An 18472-nucleotide genomic window follows, 5' to 3' on the forward strand; every position below is an offset into this window, starting at 1 on the left:
TTCAAGATAGGAGAACGAATGCCTACAATTGGAGTCTAAACAAGAGAAATAACCACTCGAAAACCCACAATACTAGCCTTACAATCCGGCTGATATCTGAGGCGACACGCGCTGCGACAATTCGGAGGATTATCGTTCCAAGAACCGCCCCGCAACAACCTCAGCGAAGAGTCGCCGTCAGATTCCCAAACGCTACCATCAGCAGGCGCACCGTTATAATTATTGTGCCAAGAATCCGCGCACCATTCCCAAACATTTCCGTGGAAATCGTACAATCCAAAAGCATTAGGTTTAAAACTGCCAACATCTGTCGTTTGAAAGCGATAAACTCCCTTCGGCGCATCAGCGTAATTAGAATTTCCGTTGTAATTGGCTAACTCGCTGGTAATCGTTTCCCCAAAGTGAAACGGCCCCGTAGTTTGCCCCCGGCAAGCATATTCCCATTGGGCTTCGCTAGGCAAGCGATAATTCTTACCAGTTTTGCGAGAAAGTCTCGCGCAAAACTCCAAAGCCTCGTACCAAGATACATTTTCTATAGGTCGATTTGCACCTTTAAAACGGGCAGCATCGGGATTGAGAAATATTTTAATTTCCGGCAGCGCCGCCACTGCTTTCCACTGGGCCTGAGTGACTGGAAATTTGCTAATATAGAAAGATCCTAAAGTTACTGGGTGCTGCGGTTTTTCGTCGCTGTCACCCCGCTCTTTTGGAGAACCCATGAGGAAAGTACCGCCAGGAATAGATACCATTTGCATGACTATACGGCTACCAAGAGGTTCTTCCAAAAAACGCGCTTTACCGCTGTTAAGGTTAGTTGGCTGCCCGCGCTTGTCTACTGTCACTACCTGAAATTCAAAAGTGCTTTTGACAGCCGCAATTCTCTGCGATGCCTTGTTATGAGGCGGATTGGTGTTGGATTTTACCCTGGGATTAACAGAGATATTGCTATTGATTGGCCCGCTGTGATTGAGCGGAGTATTAATAGCAAGTAGCCCTCCCTTTGTCACAGCAGAATTTAAAGCAAGTGGGCCTCCCTTGGTCACAGCAGAATTTAAAGCAAGTTGTCCTCCCTGGACAAAAGGGGGTTGGGGAGGTAAAGAATAGAGATTTAAAGCTTTGATTACTTCATCAGCCGATTGATATCTATTTTTGAGATAATCTTCAGTTAACTTATCTAAAATTTTTGTCAAATCGCTGCTGACTTTTGTGCTGGCGGGCAACCGTTCTCTCCAAACCCAGCCGCCGTTTATGGGGTCATAAAGGTCATCGGAACCGTCAACTTTTGGCAAGCATTGAGTTAGCAGTCTTAGGCAAGTTATCCCCAAACTGTACAAATCGCTTCCGGGGAAAACTTGACCGCGCATTTGTTCTATCGGCGAATATCCGGGCGTTCCTACCGTCGTGCCTACTTTGCTCATCAGGGAGCCCGTCACTTGTTTGGAAATGCCAAAATCTATCAAAACTAACTCTCCGCGCCCTCCTCTTCGGAAAGCTGAATTGCGAAAATTTCCCGCCTTTGGCAGAGATGAGCTAACAGAGGTGCGGCGGCGCATGATATTCTCAAGTTTGATGTCTCGGTGAATGACATTGCGATCGTGCACAAATTTCAAAATCGGCAGTACATCTGCCAACAACTGCCAAATTTTTTCTTCGCTAAAAACACCCTGCTGAGTTAATTCTGCTAGTAAAGTTTGCCCCTCAATCAACTCTTGTACTAAATAAAGTCGCTTGTCTTGCTCAAAATAAGCAATTAATCGAGGAATTTGGGGATGTTCGCCGAGTTCGTAAAGTCGTTTTGCTTCTGCTTTAAACAATTCTGTCGCTTTTTCAAGTGCGGAGGTTCCTTGAAATTGGGGTACAAACTGCTTAATTACGCAGGGATCGTCCATGCGATCGGTATCTACCGCTTCATAAGTTCTGCCAAATCCCCCTTCCCCCAACAGTCTAATCACGCGGTAGCGGTTTCTGAAGAGAGGCGTGAGGTCGGACTTGCCGCAACTTTGACAAAATTTAGAGTTGTCGGGATTGAAAGGATGAGAACACGCGGGATTAGAACAGTAGAACATATCTGGGAAGAAATGATCCGGTTAAGGTTATGATATATCTTTTTTGCCCCCTCATGAAGGAGTAAAAATTTGCAAGCTGTCCTGCATTTAAATTTAAGCTTTCAGGCGGGCAAGATGTTAAGCTTTGTCGAGGCGGGATCTCGTGTCCAGCCCAGAAGAGTTATAAGAAATCGATTTGAAGATAAAAAATAGTAGCTCGATCGACATCCGTAGTATTTAGTATTAAATCAAACACTCTAGAATTATCGGGCTAATGTTGTGAAGCCGGCATCGACATATCGATCCACAGGTAATTTTGAAGTATTTGGTATTGCGATCGCGATCGCGGCGCGTTTGGGCTAACCGGACTGCGACAACCATTGCAACTCAACAGATAATTCATGCTTTGTTCCGGTGAGGGCGCAATGTGTTGTGCGGCAATAGCGACATAACTGTTACCATGACTTGTTCTGCCACTGTCAACTACAAGCTCTGACAATCTTATTTATGGGCGGATTTTTTAAACAGTTTGGACACAGCACCTCTCAACATATGCGGTAGTAACTTTGGTCCCGGCAAAAAAACAATCCCTAACTGCTGCATTAATCCAAGTGCATCACCCTGCCCCCAATGCTCCACGATTTTGCCGTTCTCGACTCGATCGATGTGCATAACCGCCAAGCTGATTTGTTTGCCCGTGGGCGGCAAACCTTGAAATTCTCCGAGGTGTGTTGTTGTGAATGTTCCGCACGTCACCACTTTATTGTCTGCAACCACGACCTCATCAAAAACGTGTTGACCCTGACTAAAAGCTAGATAAAACGACATCCCGAACTGCTTGAACTCCTCCCCGTCCAATGGCTTTGGCATTCCCGCCATGTGAGCAATAAAATTCGGCGCTAGAAGCTCTAAGGCTTGTTCCATTTTGCGATCGTCGAACGCTTTGTAGAACTGGAGAACGATTGCTTTGTTTTGGTCAGTCAGCATACATAATTTTGTTTTGAACTAAATTGTAACGCGACTTACGATCGTTCGATCGCCCTTAACAAAGATCGTACTCTTGGCAGAACAATAAGGGCGTTGCTTAATCAGGGTATGAAAAAAATCACTTGAAAATCCCGAATTTTTGTGAATACTGGTTTCTATGACTTGCATATTTAGCCTTTCATACCCTAAATCAGCAACGCCCAATAAGGCTAGAAACTAAAAGAGCGATCGTACCGAATTGAAGAGCGATCGCACCACTGGTAATTTTGAAGTATTGGGTATTGCGATCGAGTGTTGGAAACTACAACTCATATCGTGTCCGATTAATCAGTTATCATTCAAATTCATCTTCAAAATAACCGAGCGCCTGGAATTCTCTACAAACTGTTTGCCACATTCCTTACAGCGATAGCACTGCTTCCCCCGTCGATAACCGTTTTTGGACAACTGCTCAGATTGACAATGAGGACATTTCATTACTTTCATTACATTGCTTGACCGACCTTCCCCCACATACGGCTCTAAATACGACACCAACAAATCCTCAATCTGCTGTACCAGTTGTTGGCGATGCTGTCGATCCCGGTTGCGAAGTGCCGACAGAATGACGGCATTACTGCTGTGAACGCAAACCTCCGCTAACAGGCTGCATTGGGCCTCCCTCAAGCTGGGATTTCTTTGCTTCAAAAGACTCGCCATAAAGTCGATCGCTTCCTGAGTCATACTTTCATCGATCGACTGGAAAATCTCGCGCGCTATATAAAACTGCACAAACACCACCCGTGATACAGGCTGTTCAAACATCTCTGCAACAGCAGTGACAAGGGTATGAATCATTTCGCGCAGCGGTAACTGAACGATTTCCGACGTGTTCGCCTGCGCCCACATCCCCTTAACCCGATCGGCATGACGCAGCTCCATTGCATTAAAAATGGCCGCTTTATCAGGAAAAAACTGATACAGAGAACCGATGGCTGTCCCTGCTTTTGCTGCAATTAGATGGGTAGTCGCCTCCCAATAGCCCACCTCGTCAAACACTGCTGCTGCTGCATCCAAGATTTTTTCGACTCTTTCTTTACCACGCTGCTGTTTCGGTTGACGGCGCAAACTGCTTGACAAATGTGAATATTCTGTCATATTCTAGAAAAGCGACAAATCTCTCACAATTTTATGTCTCAAGGAGAACACCATGCAGTCTATGCTTCCCGGTGCGCCTTGGCTGTTGGCACATAAGTCAATGCTGGCAGCGAACCAACCTCGCAAAATTTCCTTGTATGGCACCGACTATGTGATGTGGAAAGATCCTGCCGGAACCATCCATGCCTTGCCCAATGCCTGTCCGCACATGGGAGCAATGCTGTCGGAAGGATGGTGCGAAGCCGAAAGCGATCGCACAAGCGGTGTCGTCTGCCCGTTCCATGCCCTGAAGTTTGATGCTGAAGGCTGCACCGTATTACCCGGATCGAATAAAAAAACATTGCCCTTACTAAAACCGTTAGATCTGATTATTCAAGATGACTTCATTTGGTCTTATGGGGAATACGATCCGCAAGTCCCCATTCCCAATGTGCTCAAGGAAATCGCAGAAACTTACTACTTCATCGGGCATACCGCCGATCGCAGCGTTGAGACAAATTTGCTGACGATGCTGCTAAATATGCACGACTATAATCATCAAAACGGCACCCACCGGGACTTGTTTAGGATTACCGATGTGGAATTTCATCAATTCATTGATGAGGGACATCAATCCCATGCGTTTTATGATATGCCTACTGCCCCTTACACTTTGGCAGAAAAGCTCAGAAAACCAGATTTGTTTTTACTGCCCAGCACCATTAAAGCGCACCTAGAAAATCATTTCCCATCCCTAGTAATTTTTCATGGAGAAATGCCATTCGGCAAAGGTGCACAGTGTCATATATTCGTACCAGAAGCCGAAAATCGGACGCGGACTTATATTTTGCTGTTCGGTCAAGCAAAGCATCCTATATTTAAGGTGTTGGGGGGGACGTATCTCAATTTTGGCAAAGTTGTGGTGGATCAAGATGCGGATATTTTAGGAAAAATTTATCCCGATACGCCTCAAAAAATTAAACTCAATAATGAAGTTGGGATGGATTGGGTACGGCGCAATTTTGAAAGTTTTCCAAATGTGAGGGAGCCTAATCTTTCAAGGTAGATAATGAAGATGGCTTCAGCGTTATGCCACGCCGATCGCTTAATCGGTAAATGTTTTTAGATTTCCCATAAAGCCATTCCAGCACTTATTTTTTTACCTAACTACTTACTTTTGGGCAACAATTGATTGAGCGCACCACACAAGTATCCCTTCACGGTGTCCCTACTTGCACCTACACCGCTCGGAAGGGTAAAGATCATCTCGACAGTTAATAGGTTCCCATCCATTGAGGCAAACACATCAATTGGCAAAGCACGCTGAAATGCTGTTGCGGGATTTTCAGCTTTCATGACACCTGCGCTCACATCAGTGCTAATAGTTTTGATGCTCTCGCGGGCCAAAATGGGTCGTAATTGGGAAAATGCTCTCTCTACCGATAACCCCTCAACCTGAACACGGGCAGAAAAGGCGGCACCATTCAAAAAGTCCCCTTTTTTTTGAAAGCTTTCTTCGCAGGTTGTGGCAACAGCGGGGGTGGCTAAACACATGAGAGCAAGAGTCAAGAGGAGCGATCGCATATTAGCTAAGGAATGAAGAAGGCAACAATTATCAACATCATGATGAACCATCATGGGATTGTTTGGCAAGAGGTGCAAGTGCCTTCGACGGTTTTTAGCATGAGTTGCAGTTGAATTAGTATTTGCTTCTATTCTAGCAACTATAGAAACAAGAATAATTAAGGCTAAAGACTAAAAGGGCGATCGCAGTGAATTGAAGGGCGATCGCCCGTAGGTAATTTTGAAGTATTGGGTATTAAGTATTGTGATCGCTAGCAACCTCAACTGATTGCCTCAATCTTTCACCGGTACATCAGCTCGATCTGAGAATTTTCATCACTATAAAAAAAGACTAGGTATTTGTTTTTTTATTGAGTGTAAAAATTGCAATTGTATCACAATAGGATTACCCCTATCTGCTTGTTATGGAAATAGATCGTGTGCCATTTCTGAATCGCCTCCGGCGCACCATGTCCTCTGCGGAAGCTTGGGGGTTTAGTGTGGTTGGATATCTGATGTGGTTTAACTTATCGCCGTTGATGCAAGCAGAAATTGGCTCCGCATCGCTGTTGGTCTGGATTCCTGGTGTTATCGTCGGAATTCTGTTTAACCTTCAAGTTCAGAGTTTGGGTGAGAAATATCCAGATGTATCTGGAGGAACACCAAATTACATCACGCGATTGCTCGATCGTTACCCTACCCTTTCCCGCTACTTGGGGATTGCCTACTACTTGGGGTGGGTTTCCTTTCCGGCCATTAATGCGATCGTCATCACAGATTTGATCCAATTCCATTTAGCACCGATGGGGCTGAATATTCCAGAAAAAGTGTTTGAGATCGGTTTTACTGCGATCGCTTACTTTGTAGCATTCAGTGGCACCCGCGCCGTCGCCATTCTTCACCTCTTTTTTGTCTTTCCTTCGATCGGCTTTTTACTCCTCTTCTGCGTTCAGGGTTTAGGCTGGCTTGCCTTTTCGCCCCAAAGCGCCGGACTCTTGCCCAGCAGCATTGATGCCATCAGTGTCCACGACTGGCTGAAATGGTACTTGTTTGCCGCTTATAGCTTCTATGGCTGTGACACAGCTTCATCCTTTGTAGCAGACAGTCTCCACCCAAAAGACACCCTCAAGGCGCTGTCTTGGGTTGCCTGGTTCATGCCTCTGGTGTTTGTCGGTGGCACTTTAGTGTTGGTGCAGTTGGCAACCGCTGCCGGTTTAGAAGGCAATTTGTACGGCAAATTCCTGGTGGCTGCCAAGCCTTTCTGGGGAGACGCTGCCCCTGTCATAGTCACTTTGCTGGTTGCGGCTAGCTGTTTGTTGGGATCTGCGACTAGCGTTTGCAATACGCCCCGCATCCTTTTCCAACTCGCGCAGGATGGGCTGTTGTCTCCCGTGTTTGGCGCAGTGTCCCGTCGGGGTGCCCTAGAACCCGCGCTGTTGCTAACCTTTATATGTAGTTTAGGATTTTTAGTATGGGGCAACACCACTCGAATTGTCGTGGTGTCAGGGGTGAGTTTTTTCATTTCTATCATGGGGTTGCACTTGGGGCTGTGGATGCAGCGCAACGATCCAGTCGTGCGTTGGGGGCGACTATCCTTAGCATTACTGGTGGTGGAGTTCATTTCCCTGGTGGTGGGTGGTGTTGCCTGGGGATGGATGGATTTAGGTATCGGGTTGCTGTTGCCGTTAGTAGTGATAGCGATCGACGCTGCGATTCTGCGGATTCCTTGGGCATATTTGCATTTACCATGGTGGGATCGACTCCATACCCAGCCAGTAACTCCTCCTAAAAACGAAGATTTTGTGGTGCTTCAGGTCGCAATTTTGATTGCGCTGATTTGTGGTGCAGCGACGATCAGTTGGCTCATCCGCTCTTGGCTGCGGGTAGAAGCCGGAACCAACAATCCCTATCTGCTGATTATTGTGTTGATGACGCTGGCATTTCTGGGAGTGGCGATTGCTTGCTGGACAACTCTGCCCCAGGTTGCTGCGATGGAAGAACTAGCAATCTCCTCGACTGCACAAGCTAAAGAACTGGAGACGACCCTAAATGAACTGAAAAAAGCTCAGATGCAAGTTATCCAAAGCGAAAAAATGTCTAGCTTGGGACAGTTGGTTGCGGGAATTGCCCATGAAATCAATAACCCGGTCAACTTCATCCACGGTAATCTCACCCACCTAGACGAATATACCCAAAATCTGCTGCAGATGATAGAACTCTATCAACAGCGCCATCCCAGCAACGATCCAGAGGTGCAAGCAATGGCAGAGGAAATCGATTTGGAATTCCTCACTGAAGATATCCAAAAGATAATTTCATCTATAAGGGTAGGAACCGAGCGAATTCGCGGTATTGTCGTCTCGTTGCGAAACTTTTCTCGTATGGATGAAGCAGACTTCAAAGATGTTGATATTCATGAGGGAATTGAAAGTACATTGCTGATTTTGCAACACCGGCTCAAAGATAAACCAGAGTGTCCAGGCGTGGTAACGATCAAAGACTATGGCAAATTGCCCAAGGTGGAATGTTTCCCCGGACAACTCAATCAGGTATTCATGAATATTTTGGTCAATGCCCTGGATGCCCTAGATGAGAGGAATACCAAACGCTCCTATCAGGAGCTTAAAGACACCCCGAACCAGATTAGGATTCGGACTTCTGCGATCGACAATCAATGGGTGGAGGTGGCGATCGCTGACAACGGCATTGGTATGCCAGACCCAGTGAAGCAGCGCATTTTTGACCCCTTTTTTACCACCAAAGCGATCGGTAAAGGTACGGGTTTGGGAATGTCGATTAGTTATCACATCATTACTGAAAAACATCGCGGTAAAATCAGGTGTTTTTCTACACCTGGCTCAGGCACTGAGTTTGTGATTCAGATCCCCATTCGGCAACAGACAATTTCAGCATTCCCCATCGCTGCTGAATCTTAACCACTTCGGGTTCAGTGCAGCTCTCAAACAATCTGAGGCGGTACAGTAATCGATGGGGGTGTCAATTACCGCCAACTGCTCGATCTGAAGCCGTAACAATCTTAGAAGCGCGATCGCCCTTAACAAATATTGCACTCTTGGGATAACAATAAGGATAGAAACCTGTATTGCAGCGATCGCACGCTCATTGAAGAGCGATCGACCGCAGGTAATTTTTAAGTATTCGGTATTGCGATCGAGCGTTGGAAACTACAACTCATCAATCGTCACTAATCCCCCCTCAGTGAACTGAATCACAAGTTCTTGCTCGTCGAGCAAAGCAGTTCCAATCAGAGGTCTTCGCCCTGTAGCAAATACACGAACTTCTCGTTCTTCCCCGTCCCAAAGGATGATTGCTTCGTGAACTGCTACTAGGACTTCACTGTTATCTGCTAAGTTTACAGGCAGATCGTACAGGAACGGCAACCCCAGTAAGGTAACTGCCTCCGGTGGCAAACATAGGTAGTCAGTGAAGCCCGTATCTATGACAAACTCGATCGGGAAAGTAGAGCCGCTTGGGAGGAGAAACGTCAACGCGACGATCGCGTGCCGATCGGTCACAATACCAGAAATCACTTGTTGACACGCTCCATTACACCACCGAACGAAGCAGCCACATTGTAACCAATACGAATGCCAAAAAGTCGAGCATACGGATGCTTTGCCATCAGACTACGTGCGGCTTTTAGCCCAGTTTTATCAACTTCGTAGTCACCTGTTTCAATATCAATGATGACCATCTTGCCAATATTCTCTTCTAATTCAATTTTTTGGCGGATGGTACTCTCATACAAATGTTTCGCACGACGAGCGACTTCTTCACGACTCAAAAGGATTGTTTGCATACATTCCCTCTTTTTTGTAACTTTTGATCCTGTTATGGATATGATAGCTCACTTACACTGCTACATAACGTTGACTGAGTAGGCACGAATTGCTCTATCTACTGTCGCAATAGTCATAACATTCTGTAAAGCTTGACCTATAAGCATTCTGTCAAATGGATCGCGATGTAATGGTGGCAGTTTAGCCAGTTGAGCTACGCTACTTTCATCCAGAGAAAGACTGACAATTTGATGAAGATCGCGCTGTTTGGGTAAATATGTTTCGGGATGATCCGGCAGAGGTAACTTACCCAACTGGTACTTGACAATTGCTTCCCAGACTGAAACTGCACTCAAATAGACCTGATTATCTGGATCGCGAATTGCATCTCGAACATATGTTGATAACTGGGCGTCACCACTGATGAACCATAAAAATATGTGCGTATCTAGCAGAATCTTCATTTACCTTCAAATGCACAGAGGATATCTTCTGGCAAAGGATCGTCGAAATCATCTGGAACAGTAAACTCGCCTGCACACAAACCGAATGGTCGCAATTGCTTGCTGCTAGAAATAGGCCTGAGTTCGGCGATCGGCTTATCTGCAAGCAGGATAATAAAAGTTGCACCTGCTTCCACTTGACGCAGAAACTTTGAAGGATCGCGCTGAATTTCGTCAACTGTCACGTTCAACATAAAAATGCCTCAGTATAAAGCTTCATGGAGAATACTCCGCCTCACTCAATTGTAGATGATGGAGCGTATGCTCCCAGTTAGGATAAGTCTTGAATCATAATTAGTGAATTAAAGAGCGATCAATCTACTGGTATTTTTAATGTATTGGGTATTGCGATCGAAGCACGATCGGTTCCTGAAAATTCTCAACTCCACTTTCAACTACCTCGATACAGTCGGCCTACAACTGGCTTGTTATATCAAGTCCGAGCAATTGCATAATTTAATTGAACTCACAAGTTATTTGATTGCCAAGATTCAGCGTTTCCTGAACTTTTTCTTTCAGCTTATTGAAGTTCGTAGAGTATTTTTCCTTTAAATTAAATAACTCTCTCAGGTCTGAGTCTGTGAAGAAGCAACTAGCCAAAGGTGATAAAGGCATTGTACCAAATCCCAAAAGCTCACCCTTAGAATCTGTATATATGGGTTTTGAGTCAACCAATTCAATTCTAGATCTCAAGGTAAGTAGACTTTTGCATTTCCTCTCAATATCATCCAATTGCTGGTAAAAAATTTGAATTTTTGACATTAACTCTCTACTACTTGGAGCAAGAAGTAAACGAGACGAGGTATCTCGCCATACGCCGCGATTTTCACTAAAGCATGATTGCCATTTTTTCGATAAAGCATCTTGATTTTGATTAAAAAGTTCCTGAAGTAAGTTGCAGTCTTGCTGTATTTCCAAGCTCAAAAGACAATGAATAGATGCAACCTGCTCACTACTTATAGATTTATCTTGATTGCTAAATATCTCTTCCCACTCCGAATAATACTTCTTGAGTAAATCACGATTATTGGGATCTGCCAAGTCATTGCATATATCTTCCCAAAACACTATATAGACAGGGAACTTATTTTCTAATTCACGCTCTTCCTTTAAAGACTGGACCAAATCTTGAAGCTTTGTATCTCTTGATGCCGTAGTTGCAATAATGTACTCACTGAGTGGAGGTGAAAAGCCTTCTGCTTTGACAATCTCTTCCTTGATTATTTTCTTGGTTAGCTTGTTATCCTCATATCTTTTACACTGAACACCTATATACTTGTTGCCGGAACTGTTTTGCCGACCATAAATATCAATACCATTTTGTGGCTGTCCACTTCTGCCATATTTCTGTGCATGATTGTCGTGCCATTTTCGTTTATAAATTTCCAATGTAATATCCTCAAATTCATCCCAAGATTTAGGTTTTGGTAAATCACTTGTGGAAGGTGTCGGCATGGCTGCTAATGTAATGTTTTTAACAGAGACTGCACTACTAGGATAGCACAACTACCAAATAATTCAGTTTCGATCGCCCCACCGAAAAAACAAATAGAAAACCCCAAACCCTATTTTAAAATAGGGTTTGGGGGTTTTCTTATATATCCAGTTTAAATCACAACTTGCTCGGCTCGATCGCAGGAGCACGCAGAGACACAGTTTTATCCGTAGCAGCCTTAGCCACCAAAGAAGGCACAGAATCGCGCAACTTTGCAGTCAACTGTACAGTAGTCGCATCGTAAACCTGAGTCAGCATCTTCGGATACAAACCAATGCCAATAATCGGCACTAACAGAGCCGCAATAATAAACACTTCTCGCGGTTCCGCATCCACCAACTCTTCGTGTTCCGACAATTCCTTATTTTCAGGGCCGTAGAAGATTTCACGCAGCATCGACAGCAGGTAAATCGGAGTCAAAATCACCCCGACAGCAGCTAGAAATACCACGCAAACCTTAAACACAGGATTGTAAGCATCGCTGGTTGCAAAACCTACAAACACCATCAATTCTGCTACAAAACCGCTCATTCCCGGCAAAGCCAAAGAAGCCATAGAACAAGCAGTCCACATAGCAAAAACCTTACGCATTTTTTGCCCGACACCGCCCATTTCATCGAGCATGAGGGTGTGAGTGCGATCGTAAGTGCAACCCACCATAAAGAACAAACTCGCCCCGATTAAACCGTGGGAAACCATTTGCAGCATTGCACCGCTAACACCCAAATCGGTAAACGAAGCTATCCCGATTAACACAAACCCCATGTGCGAAATCGAAGAATAAGCAATTTTCCGCTTCAAATTTCGCTGAGCAAAAGAAGTTAAGGCGGCGTAAACAATGTTAACCACACCCAAAATTACCAAGATGGGTGCGAAGGTAGCGTGAGCATCCGGGAGCATTCCCGCATTCATCCGCAGTAAAGCGTAACCGCCCATTTTTAGCAGAATTCCTGCTAGCAACATGTGGGCGGGTGCGGTTGCTTCGCCGTGAGCGTCAGGGAGCCAAGTGTGGAGGGGAAAAATCGGCAGTTTGACGCCGTAAGCTATTAAGAAACCTGTGTACAGGAGCAATTCTACATTGGGGGCGTAATCTTTAGCTGCGATCGCCCGCATATCGAAAGTCACCGTATCGCCGTAAAACGCCATCGTTAGCCCGCCCAGCAAAATAAACAGCGAACCGCCTGCGGTGTATAGAATAAACTTAGTTGCTGCGTAGAGGCGTTTTTTGCCGCCCCAGATTGACAAAATCAGGTAAATCGGGACTAATTCCAGTTCCCAAACTAGGAAAAACAGCAACATATCCTGTACGGCAAAAACTGCGATTTGGCCGCCGTACATTGTCAGCATCAAAAAGTAAAAAAGCTTCGGTTTAAATGTGACCGGCCAAGCAGCTAAAGTAGCCAGCGTAGTAATAAAACCAGTCAGCAAAATCAGTGGCATCGATAAACCGTCAGCACCCACCGACCAATTCAAATCGAGTTGCTGCACCCAAGTATAACTTTCTACCAGTTGCAAATCTGGATTGCTGAAGTCGTACTGAGTGTAAAAAGCGTAAACAAGTAGGGCAAAATCGATCAAACCGACAATTAGGGCATACCACCGCACCGTCTTGCCATCCTTATCGGGAATTAAAGGAATCAGCAAGGACGCAGCAATGGGAAACAGAATTGTTGTTGTTAACCAGGGAAAGTTAGCTGTATCCATTGCGTTTTAAAATGATCCATCAGTTATTAGGTTTAAACACATTTTGCCAATTTTAGCCTAAATTTTATACTTTCTTTAGACGGAACATTTTTTTTTGCTATTATTTGGACAAATTATGCGATCGCAACAGTTAATTTTAATCAAAGATTTATTTCTATTGGTTAATTGTCAATTGTGACTTATGGAGCTATTAACCTAAGACCATTTCTTAAAATATCTCCTGGTGGACACGCCACCGTGCTCATTGGTGTCAACTTAAGACTGAAGCCCATAATAAATGTCGCTTTTTTTCGAGTCTCGATCCCCCTAAATCCCCCTTAAGAAGGGGGACTTTGAGTGCTTCCAGTTCCCCCCTTATTAAGGGGGGATCGAGGCCTCATCGTCAGACAGCAGACCGGTACTAACTTTTACCTTAAGTTGACACCAATGGACAATGCCGTTTCCCTAAAGATTTAACTAACTCCCGAAACGATCGCAAAACCCAGAACTGCGACAAACACAATCAGGGCATAAAATTGAGCGCGACCGCTCTCAAAGTATTTCAAACCTTCGCCACTAACCAAGGTGATAAACCCTGTCAAGTTGACGACACCATCGACGACTCGCAAATCCACTTCCATGACTTGCCGCGCTAAACGGCGGCTGCCTTTGACAAAGAGAAATTCGTTGATATCGTCGAGATACCACTTGTTGAGGGAGAACTCGTAAAGCGGTTTGATTTTTTGGGCGATCGCACTTGCGTCAATTTTACGGCTCAAATACATCAGAGAAGCCAAAGTAATGCCCAGCAAAGCAATACCTACAGAGCTTCCGCCCATGATTAGAAATTCCGTCAAATTGAACTCAGCAGCGTGTTCCAAAACTTCCTCGAGAGACTCGCCAGGAGCACGAACAAACTGCTCGAAATAATTGGCAAACGGCGTACCGAGAAAACCGATAAACACAGAAGGTACTGCCAGCACCACTAACGGCAGAGCCATTGTCAGAGGAGATTCGTGAGGCAAATGGTCGTGCTCATCGTGACTGTCACCAGTTGATGCCAATTCCTTAACGTTCATCGCTCCAGGGCCGAAAACAACACCGGGTTGCAACAGTTGCCGCTTGATGGCGCTGTCATTTCCTCGGAATTCGCCCTCAAAGGTGCTGAAATACATCCGGAACATATAAAACGCGGTCATCCCGGCCGTCAGCCAGCTAACAGCCCACAGAGCGGGATTTGCTGCGAAGGCGCTGGCGAGGATTTCGTCTTTTGACCAAAAACCAGCAAACGGCGGAATTCCGCAGATTGCCAAATTTCCGATTAAAAAGCAAGAAGCGGTAATCGGCATATATTTCCGCAAGCCGCCCATGACTCGCATATCTTGAGCGAGTGCAGGGTTGTGGCCTACAACTGCTTCCATACCGTGAATCACTGAACCTGAACACAGGAACAGCATTGCTTTGAAGTAAGCGTGAGTCATCAAGTGGAAAAGTCCGGCACTGTAAGCGCCGACGCCCATTGCCATCACCATGTAGCCGAGTTGGGAGATGGTGGAGTAGGCTAAGCCTTTTTTGATGTCATTTTGGGTAATCGCGATCGAAGCACCCATAAATGCCGTAAAACAGCCTGTACAGGCAATCAAATTCATGACTGCCGGCAGCCCCTCAAACACCGGGTACATCCGAGCGATCAGGAATACGCCGGCGGCTACCATCGTGGCGGCGTGGATTAGAGCCGAAATCGGTGTCGGGCCTTCCATTGCGTCTGGTAGCCAGACGTGGAGGGGGAATTGAGCGGATTTGGCTGCTGGTCCCAAAAATATCAGGACGCCGAAGATTGTCGCCAGAGTCGCCGAAAGAGCACCGGATTCGACTAAGGAGTGCAGGCGTTCGCCCATCACCTCAAATTCAAAGCTGCCGGTGGCCCAGTAAATGCCGAGGATGCCCAGCAGTAGGCCGAAGTCGCCGACGCGGTTGGTGACAAAAGCTTTTTGGCAAGCGTCAGCAGCGGGTTTGCGATCGTACCAAAATCCGACTAGCAGGTACGAACACATACCTACGAGTTCCCAAAAAATGTAAATCTGAACGATGTTCGGGCTGATTACGAGACCCAACATCGACGCGCTGAAGATGCTCAGGTAGGCGTAAAAGCGCACGTACCCGTCATCGTGCGCCATGTAACCGTCGGTGTAAATCATCACCAAAAAGGCGACCGTGGTTACGATCGCCAGCATTACCGCCGTCAGGGGGTCGATGATATAGCCCATATTCAGCGAGAAGTCGCCAGCAGAAGCCCACTGAATAGTGCGGGTGTAGGGTGCGTGGCCCTGTAGTTGACTCCACAGCAATGCGAAAGAGAGTACCATTGACCCTCCGAGTGCGGAGACGATTAATATCGCATTCGCTTGTCGGAGTTTGTTGGTTGCCTGGTTAAAGGTGATTAAGCCTAGACCTACTAGCATTGCGCCTGCCAGTGGCAGGACTGGAATCAGCCAAGCATATTGATAAAGCAGTTCCATGACTGATAGGTAGTTTAAAGTTTCTACTAGATATTGACAAAACTGTAAACAATTGTGACACACGGCTGCGCCACTGGGCCAAAATACTTGCTCCAATTCTTTAAGTATCGCTATACCGGAGTGCGATCGTCTCGCGCTCGCTACTTTTTTCCTCGCGAGACGATCGCACTCAACTGCGAAAATTATTATTCTCGTGCCAACAGAAACTATACGATAAATCTCACAGTCCTGTGCCTTCAAGACGGCGAGATTTATTTTGGTGTCAGATGGTTGATAGACAAATGGGGAAAGCTTTCTGCTTTCTACATAAAAGCCGAATGCCTTCTACACCAGAGCCGAATGCCTTGGGACCATTACCGGTTGGCTACTTCCTGAAGTTGCAGCCGTTGAGATGGGGAAGCTAGGTGAGCCGCGAGCATCCAGGAATCCAGAGTCCGCCGCAGTTCCTCGCGTCCTTGGTAGTCTTCCAATCTAAATCGAACTTTATCGCCCTCAAACAAAATCAGCGTGGGCAGACTTGTCAGCCGATAAGTGTGGGCCAACTTGAAACATTGATCTGCATTCACCCCTACGAGCTTGACTTTTCCTGCCCACTGTGCCTCAAAAGTCTTAAGCGTGGGGTCGATCGCGCGGCACAAACCGCACCAAGGCGCCGAAAAGTGAACTAAAACGGGGGTAGAGGCTTGAAACACCTCTTGTGCAAAAGTGCGTTCGCTAACCGACAACACCATGAGCCCTCAAAATTTAATAATTTTTTTCTATCCTAGGGATCATGCTACCAGTATATGTTCCTAGTTACACGCATCAAAAAAGGATGAATTTCCCACAACAAACCGGTAAAAATCACTACACCTACGTAGGAAGGGCGCAGAAACTCAAGCAAATCAAGGGTTTGACGCTTTTGCAGGATTGCCAAAAAAGGAATAATTGAGGTTCGAGATTTGATGGTTTCAAAGGATTCTCCAAAACGAGCCTGAAGCCGACTGTCGCCGTGCCACACTCCGAACAAGTGGTGAAGTACCAAACCGATGGAAGTGACTAGGGTAAAGCTAGTGCCAATCCACAGGGTGTGGGCCACGCACCAAATCACCTGTCCCACCATTTGCGGGTGACGGGTGATGCGAATAATGCCAGTTTCGTAGAGGTGAACTTGGGGCTTTTGGATGGCGGCAATTTCTAGGAGGTTGAAAGTTGCTGGATACAGAAACAGAAAGGAAATTGCCGAAAGTATCCAAACTGCGGGTTTAACTCCGGGTACTCCCTGTACTTGCCAAAGCTGCACGCCGTCGTAGCGATGGTTGAAAAAGTAGACAATCAGAATGACAGCTAGCGGCAAACTGACTAGGGCAAACAAAACGCGGTAAAGTCTCGGCCCGATCAGCTTTTCACCTTTTGGCCGGAGGGCTGCTAAACCGCTGTGGGCGATCGCAAAAACCAGTAACAGGCCCAGAATAACTAAGTGGGAGTCGAGCGCCAAGTCGATCGTCATTGCAAATATTAAGAAAAGTTATTGATTCTCGGCCAATTTGTGTCACAAAGTATCTATGGGAGCATTCAGCGGTTATCAGTCAGTTAACTGTTCACTGTTCGCTGTTGACTGTTGACTGTTCGCTGTTCGCTGTTCGCTGTTGACTGTTCGCTGTTGACTGTTCGCTGTTTGCTGTTCGCTGCCTACAGTCAACCGTCAACCGTCAACTGACAACTGACAACTGACAACTGACAATTTAGATATATGTCTGACCTTCCTTTCACTTTAGACCAGTTACGCATTCTCAAGGCGATCGCCTCTGAAGGAAGCTTCAAACGCGCCGCGGACAGCCTCTATGTATCCCAGCCAGCAGTTAGCTTGCAGGTGCAAAACTTAGAGAGACAGTTGGACGTGCCGCTGTTTGACCGGGGGGGGCGGCGGGCGCAACTGACCGAAGCCGGACACCTGCTGCTGAGTTACGGCGAGAAAATTTTATCGCTTTGCCAGGAAACTTGTCGAGCTCTGGAAGACTTGCAAAATCTCCAAGGCGGTACTTTGATCGTCGGCGCTTCCCAAACAACGGGAACCTATTTGCTGCCCCGGATGATTGGGATGTTTCGCCAAAAGTACCCGGATGTAGCAGTACAGCTTCACGTTCACTCCACTCGCCGCACGGCGTGGAGTGTGGCCAACGGGCAAATCGATTTGGCAATTGTTGGCGGAGAAATTCCTACCGAACTTGTAGAAGCTTTAGAAATTGTTCCTTACGCTGAGGACGAACTGGCTCTGATTCTTCCTCCGTCTCACCCGATGGTACAACAAGAAACTATCCAAAAAGAAGACCTTTACAAATTGCAGTTTATATCCCTCGATTCGCAGTCTACGATCCGCAAAGTAATCGATCAGGTGCTGACTCGCTGCGGCATAGACACGCGCCGGTTGAAAATAGAGATGGAACTAAATTCGATCGAAGCCATTAAAAATGCCGTTCAGTCGGGGCTGGGAGCTGCTTTTGTCTCGGTTTCGGCGATCGAAAAAGAGTTGCTCATGGGCGTCTTGCACAAATCTCAAATGGACGAAGTTGTGGTAACTCGAATTTTGTCGCTGATTTACAACCCCAACCGCTACCGTTCTAAAGCAGCAGAGGCTTTCAGCAATGAAATTTTGCCCCAGTTTGCTACTTATTCGACCATCCAGGAGAGGAAAGAACCCCCGGCGCTCGATTTGGGATTCATAGAAATAGCAACTCCCAACTCGGCGGGAGCTTAATCTATTAGGTCGCTGGCAGTTAGC

General features: G+C 46.2%; 17 protein-coding genes. 3 read left to right on the forward strand and 14 right to left on the reverse strand.

Annotated features, from left to right (window positions below):
• Positions 1 to 35 precede the first annotated feature (35 nt).
• The 4 genes from QUA70_RS03195 to QUA70_RS03215 form a co-directional block, all read right to left on the reverse strand.
• Positions 36 to 2066, reverse strand: a complete 2031-nt coding sequence (locus QUA70_RS03195) for a bifunctional serine/threonine-protein kinase/formylglycine-generating enzyme family protein (RefSeq protein ID WP_333324489.1) — start codon at positions 2064 to 2066, stop codon at positions 36 to 38.
• Positions 2067 to 2316: 250 nt separating this feature from the next.
• The gene (locus QUA70_RS03200; RefSeq protein ID WP_333324490.1) at positions 2317 to 2544 is read right to left on the reverse strand and encodes a hypothetical protein; all 228 of its coding nucleotides are present in this window, start codon (positions 2542 to 2544) and stop codon (positions 2317 to 2319) included.
• 2 nt (positions 2545 to 2546) lie between these two features.
• Positions 2547 to 3032: an ester cyclase gene (locus QUA70_RS03205; RefSeq protein WP_333344978.1), complete on the reverse strand. Its 486-nt coding sequence runs from the start codon at positions 3030 to 3032 to the stop codon at positions 2547 to 2549.
• A gap of 327 nt (positions 3033 to 3359) precedes the next feature.
• Positions 3360 to 4169 carry a TetR family transcriptional regulator gene (locus tag QUA70_RS03215; RefSeq protein ID WP_445251603.1) on the reverse strand — a complete coding sequence of 270 codons (810 nt, stop codon included), beginning with the start codon at positions 4167 to 4169 and terminating at the stop codon, positions 3360 to 3362.
• A gap of 52 nt (positions 4170 to 4221) precedes the next feature.
• On the opposite strand from QUA70_RS03215, the gene QUA70_RS03220 reads away from it, so the two are divergent.
• Positions 4222 to 5214, forward strand: coding sequence for a Rieske 2Fe-2S domain-containing protein (locus tag QUA70_RS03220; protein WP_333324494.1), 993 nt, complete (start codon positions 4222 to 4224; stop codon positions 5212 to 5214).
• 101 nt (positions 5215 to 5315) lie between these two features.
• Here the strand turns inward: QUA70_RS03220 and QUA70_RS03225 are convergent, their stop codons facing one another.
• Positions 5316 to 5801 carry a hypothetical protein gene (locus QUA70_RS03225; protein WP_333324496.1) on the reverse strand — a complete coding sequence of 162 codons (486 nt, stop codon included), beginning with the start codon at positions 5799 to 5801 and terminating at the stop codon, positions 5316 to 5318.
• A 335-nt stretch (positions 5802 to 6136) separates the two neighbouring features.
• On the opposite strand from QUA70_RS03225, the gene QUA70_RS03230 reads away from it, so the two are divergent.
• Positions 6137 to 8647 (forward strand): ATP-binding protein, encoded by a 2511-nt coding sequence (locus tag QUA70_RS03230; protein WP_333344980.1) that lies wholly within the window; start codon positions 6137 to 6139, stop codon positions 8645 to 8647.
• A 249-nt stretch (positions 8648 to 8896) separates the two neighbouring features.
• Here QUA70_RS03230 and QUA70_RS03235 read toward each other — a convergent pair whose 3' ends face one another.
• From QUA70_RS03235 to QUA70_RS03275, 9 genes are all read right to left on the reverse strand, one after another.
• Positions 8897 to 9262 carry a clan AA aspartic protease gene (locus tag QUA70_RS03235; protein WP_333324500.1) on the reverse strand — a complete coding sequence of 122 codons (366 nt, stop codon included), beginning with the start codon at positions 9260 to 9262 and terminating at the stop codon, positions 8897 to 8899.
• Positions 9259 to 9531: a hypothetical protein gene (locus QUA70_RS03240; RefSeq protein WP_333324502.1), complete on the reverse strand. Its 273-nt coding sequence runs from the start codon at positions 9529 to 9531 to the stop codon at positions 9259 to 9261. Before QUA70_RS03240 ends, QUA70_RS03235 begins: the two co-directional genes overlap by 4 nt.
• 60 nt (positions 9532 to 9591) lie before the next feature.
• Positions 9592 to 9975 carry a type II toxin-antitoxin system VapC family toxin gene (locus tag QUA70_RS03245; protein WP_333324504.1) on the reverse strand — a complete coding sequence of 128 codons (384 nt, stop codon included), beginning with the start codon at positions 9973 to 9975 and terminating at the stop codon, positions 9592 to 9594.
• Positions 9972 to 10208, reverse strand: coding sequence for a type II toxin-antitoxin system Phd/YefM family antitoxin (locus QUA70_RS03250; protein WP_333324506.1), 237 nt, complete (start codon positions 10206 to 10208; stop codon positions 9972 to 9974). Before QUA70_RS03250 ends, QUA70_RS03245 begins: the two co-directional genes overlap by 4 nt.
• A gap of 262 nt (positions 10209 to 10470) precedes the next feature.
• Entirely contained in the window at positions 10471 to 11469 is a 999-nt protein-coding gene (locus tag QUA70_RS03255; protein ID WP_333324508.1) for a restriction endonuclease, read from the reverse strand.
• 157 nt (positions 11470 to 11626) lie between these two features.
• Positions 11627 to 13213, reverse strand: coding sequence for a photosynthetic/respiratory NAD(P)H-quinone oxidoreductase subunit D1 (ndhD1, locus tag QUA70_RS03260; RefSeq protein WP_445251604.1), 1587 nt, complete (start codon positions 13211 to 13213; stop codon positions 11627 to 11629).
• Positions 13214 to 13665: 452 nt separating this feature from the next.
• Positions 13666 to 15711 carry an NAD(P)H-quinone oxidoreductase subunit 5 gene (locus QUA70_RS03265; protein WP_333324774.1) on the reverse strand — a complete coding sequence of 682 codons (2046 nt, stop codon included), beginning with the start codon at positions 15709 to 15711 and terminating at the stop codon, positions 13666 to 13668.
• A 353-nt stretch (positions 15712 to 16064) separates the two neighbouring features.
• Entirely contained in the window at positions 16065 to 16442 is a 378-nt protein-coding gene (locus QUA70_RS03270; protein ID WP_333324510.1) for a thioredoxin family protein, read from the reverse strand.
• Between the two features lie 44 nt (positions 16443 to 16486).
• The gene (locus QUA70_RS03275) at positions 16487 to 17200 is read right to left on the reverse strand and encodes an NnrU family protein (protein WP_333324512.1); all 714 of its coding nucleotides are present in this window, start codon (positions 17198 to 17200) and stop codon (positions 16487 to 16489) included.
• A gap of 243 nt (positions 17201 to 17443) precedes the next feature.
• Between QUA70_RS03275 and QUA70_RS03280 the strand changes: the two genes are divergently transcribed.
• Positions 17444 to 18448, forward strand: coding sequence for a LysR family transcriptional regulator (locus QUA70_RS03280; RefSeq protein ID WP_333324514.1), 1005 nt, complete (start codon positions 17444 to 17446; stop codon positions 18446 to 18448).
• Positions 18449 to 18472: the final 24 nt, after the last annotated feature.

It is taken from the genome of Microcoleus sp. LAD1_D5 (genome assembly GCF_036702115.1).
Taxonomy (GTDB): domain Bacteria; phylum Cyanobacteriota; class Cyanobacteriia; order Cyanobacteriales; family Microcoleaceae; genus Microcoleus.

What these genes read in the sequence shown, in the direction of transcription:
- ndhD1 (WP_445251604.1), bottom strand. Translation starts at nt 13,213, where the DNA reads ATGGATACAGCTAACTTTCCCTGGTTAACAACAACAATTCTGTTTCCC.
- QUA70_RS03215 (WP_445251603.1), bottom strand. Translation starts at nt 4,169, where the DNA reads ATGACAGAATATTCACATTTGTCAAGCAGTTTGCGCCGTCAACCGAAA.
- QUA70_RS03255 (WP_333324508.1), bottom strand. Translation starts at nt 11,469, where the DNA reads ATGCCGACACCTTCCACAAGTGATTTACCAAAACCTAAATCTTGGGAT.
- QUA70_RS03220 (WP_333324494.1), top strand. Translation starts at nt 4,222, where the DNA reads ATGCAGTCTATGCTTCCCGGTGCGCCTTGGCTGTTGGCACATAAGTCA.
- QUA70_RS03205 (WP_333344978.1), bottom strand. Translation starts at nt 3,032, where the DNA reads ATGCTGACTGACCAAAACAAAGCAATCGTTCTCCAGTTCTACAAAGCG.
- QUA70_RS03270 (WP_333324510.1), bottom strand. Translation starts at nt 16,442, where the DNA reads ATGGTGTTGTCGGTTAGCGAACGCACTTTTGCACAAGAGGTGTTTCAA.
- QUA70_RS03240 (WP_333324502.1), bottom strand. Translation starts at nt 9,531, where the DNA reads ATGCAAACAATCCTTTTGAGTCGTGAAGAAGTCGCTCGTCGTGCGAAA.
- QUA70_RS03230 (WP_333344980.1), top strand. Translation starts at nt 6,137, where the DNA reads ATGGAAATAGATCGTGTGCCATTTCTGAATCGCCTCCGGCGCACCATG.
- QUA70_RS03265 (WP_333324774.1), bottom strand. Translation starts at nt 15,711, where the DNA reads ATGGAACTGCTTTATCAATATGCTTGGCTGATTCCAGTCCTGCCACTG.
- QUA70_RS03275 (WP_333324512.1), bottom strand. Translation starts at nt 17,200, where the DNA reads ATGACGATCGACTTGGCGCTCGACTCCCACTTAGTTATTCTGGGCCTG.
- QUA70_RS03280 (WP_333324514.1), top strand. Translation starts at nt 17,444, where the DNA reads ATGTCTGACCTTCCTTTCACTTTAGACCAGTTACGCATTCTCAAGGCG.
- QUA70_RS03245 (WP_333324504.1), bottom strand. Translation starts at nt 9,975, where the DNA reads ATGAAGATTCTGCTAGATACGCACATATTTTTATGGTTCATCAGTGGT.
- QUA70_RS03195 (WP_333324489.1), bottom strand. Translation starts at nt 2,066, where the DNA reads ATGTTCTACTGTTCTAATCCCGCGTGTTCTCATCCTTTCAATCCCGAC.
- QUA70_RS03250 (WP_333324506.1), bottom strand. Translation starts at nt 10,208, where the DNA reads ATGTTGAACGTGACAGTTGACGAAATTCAGCGCGATCCTTCAAAGTTT.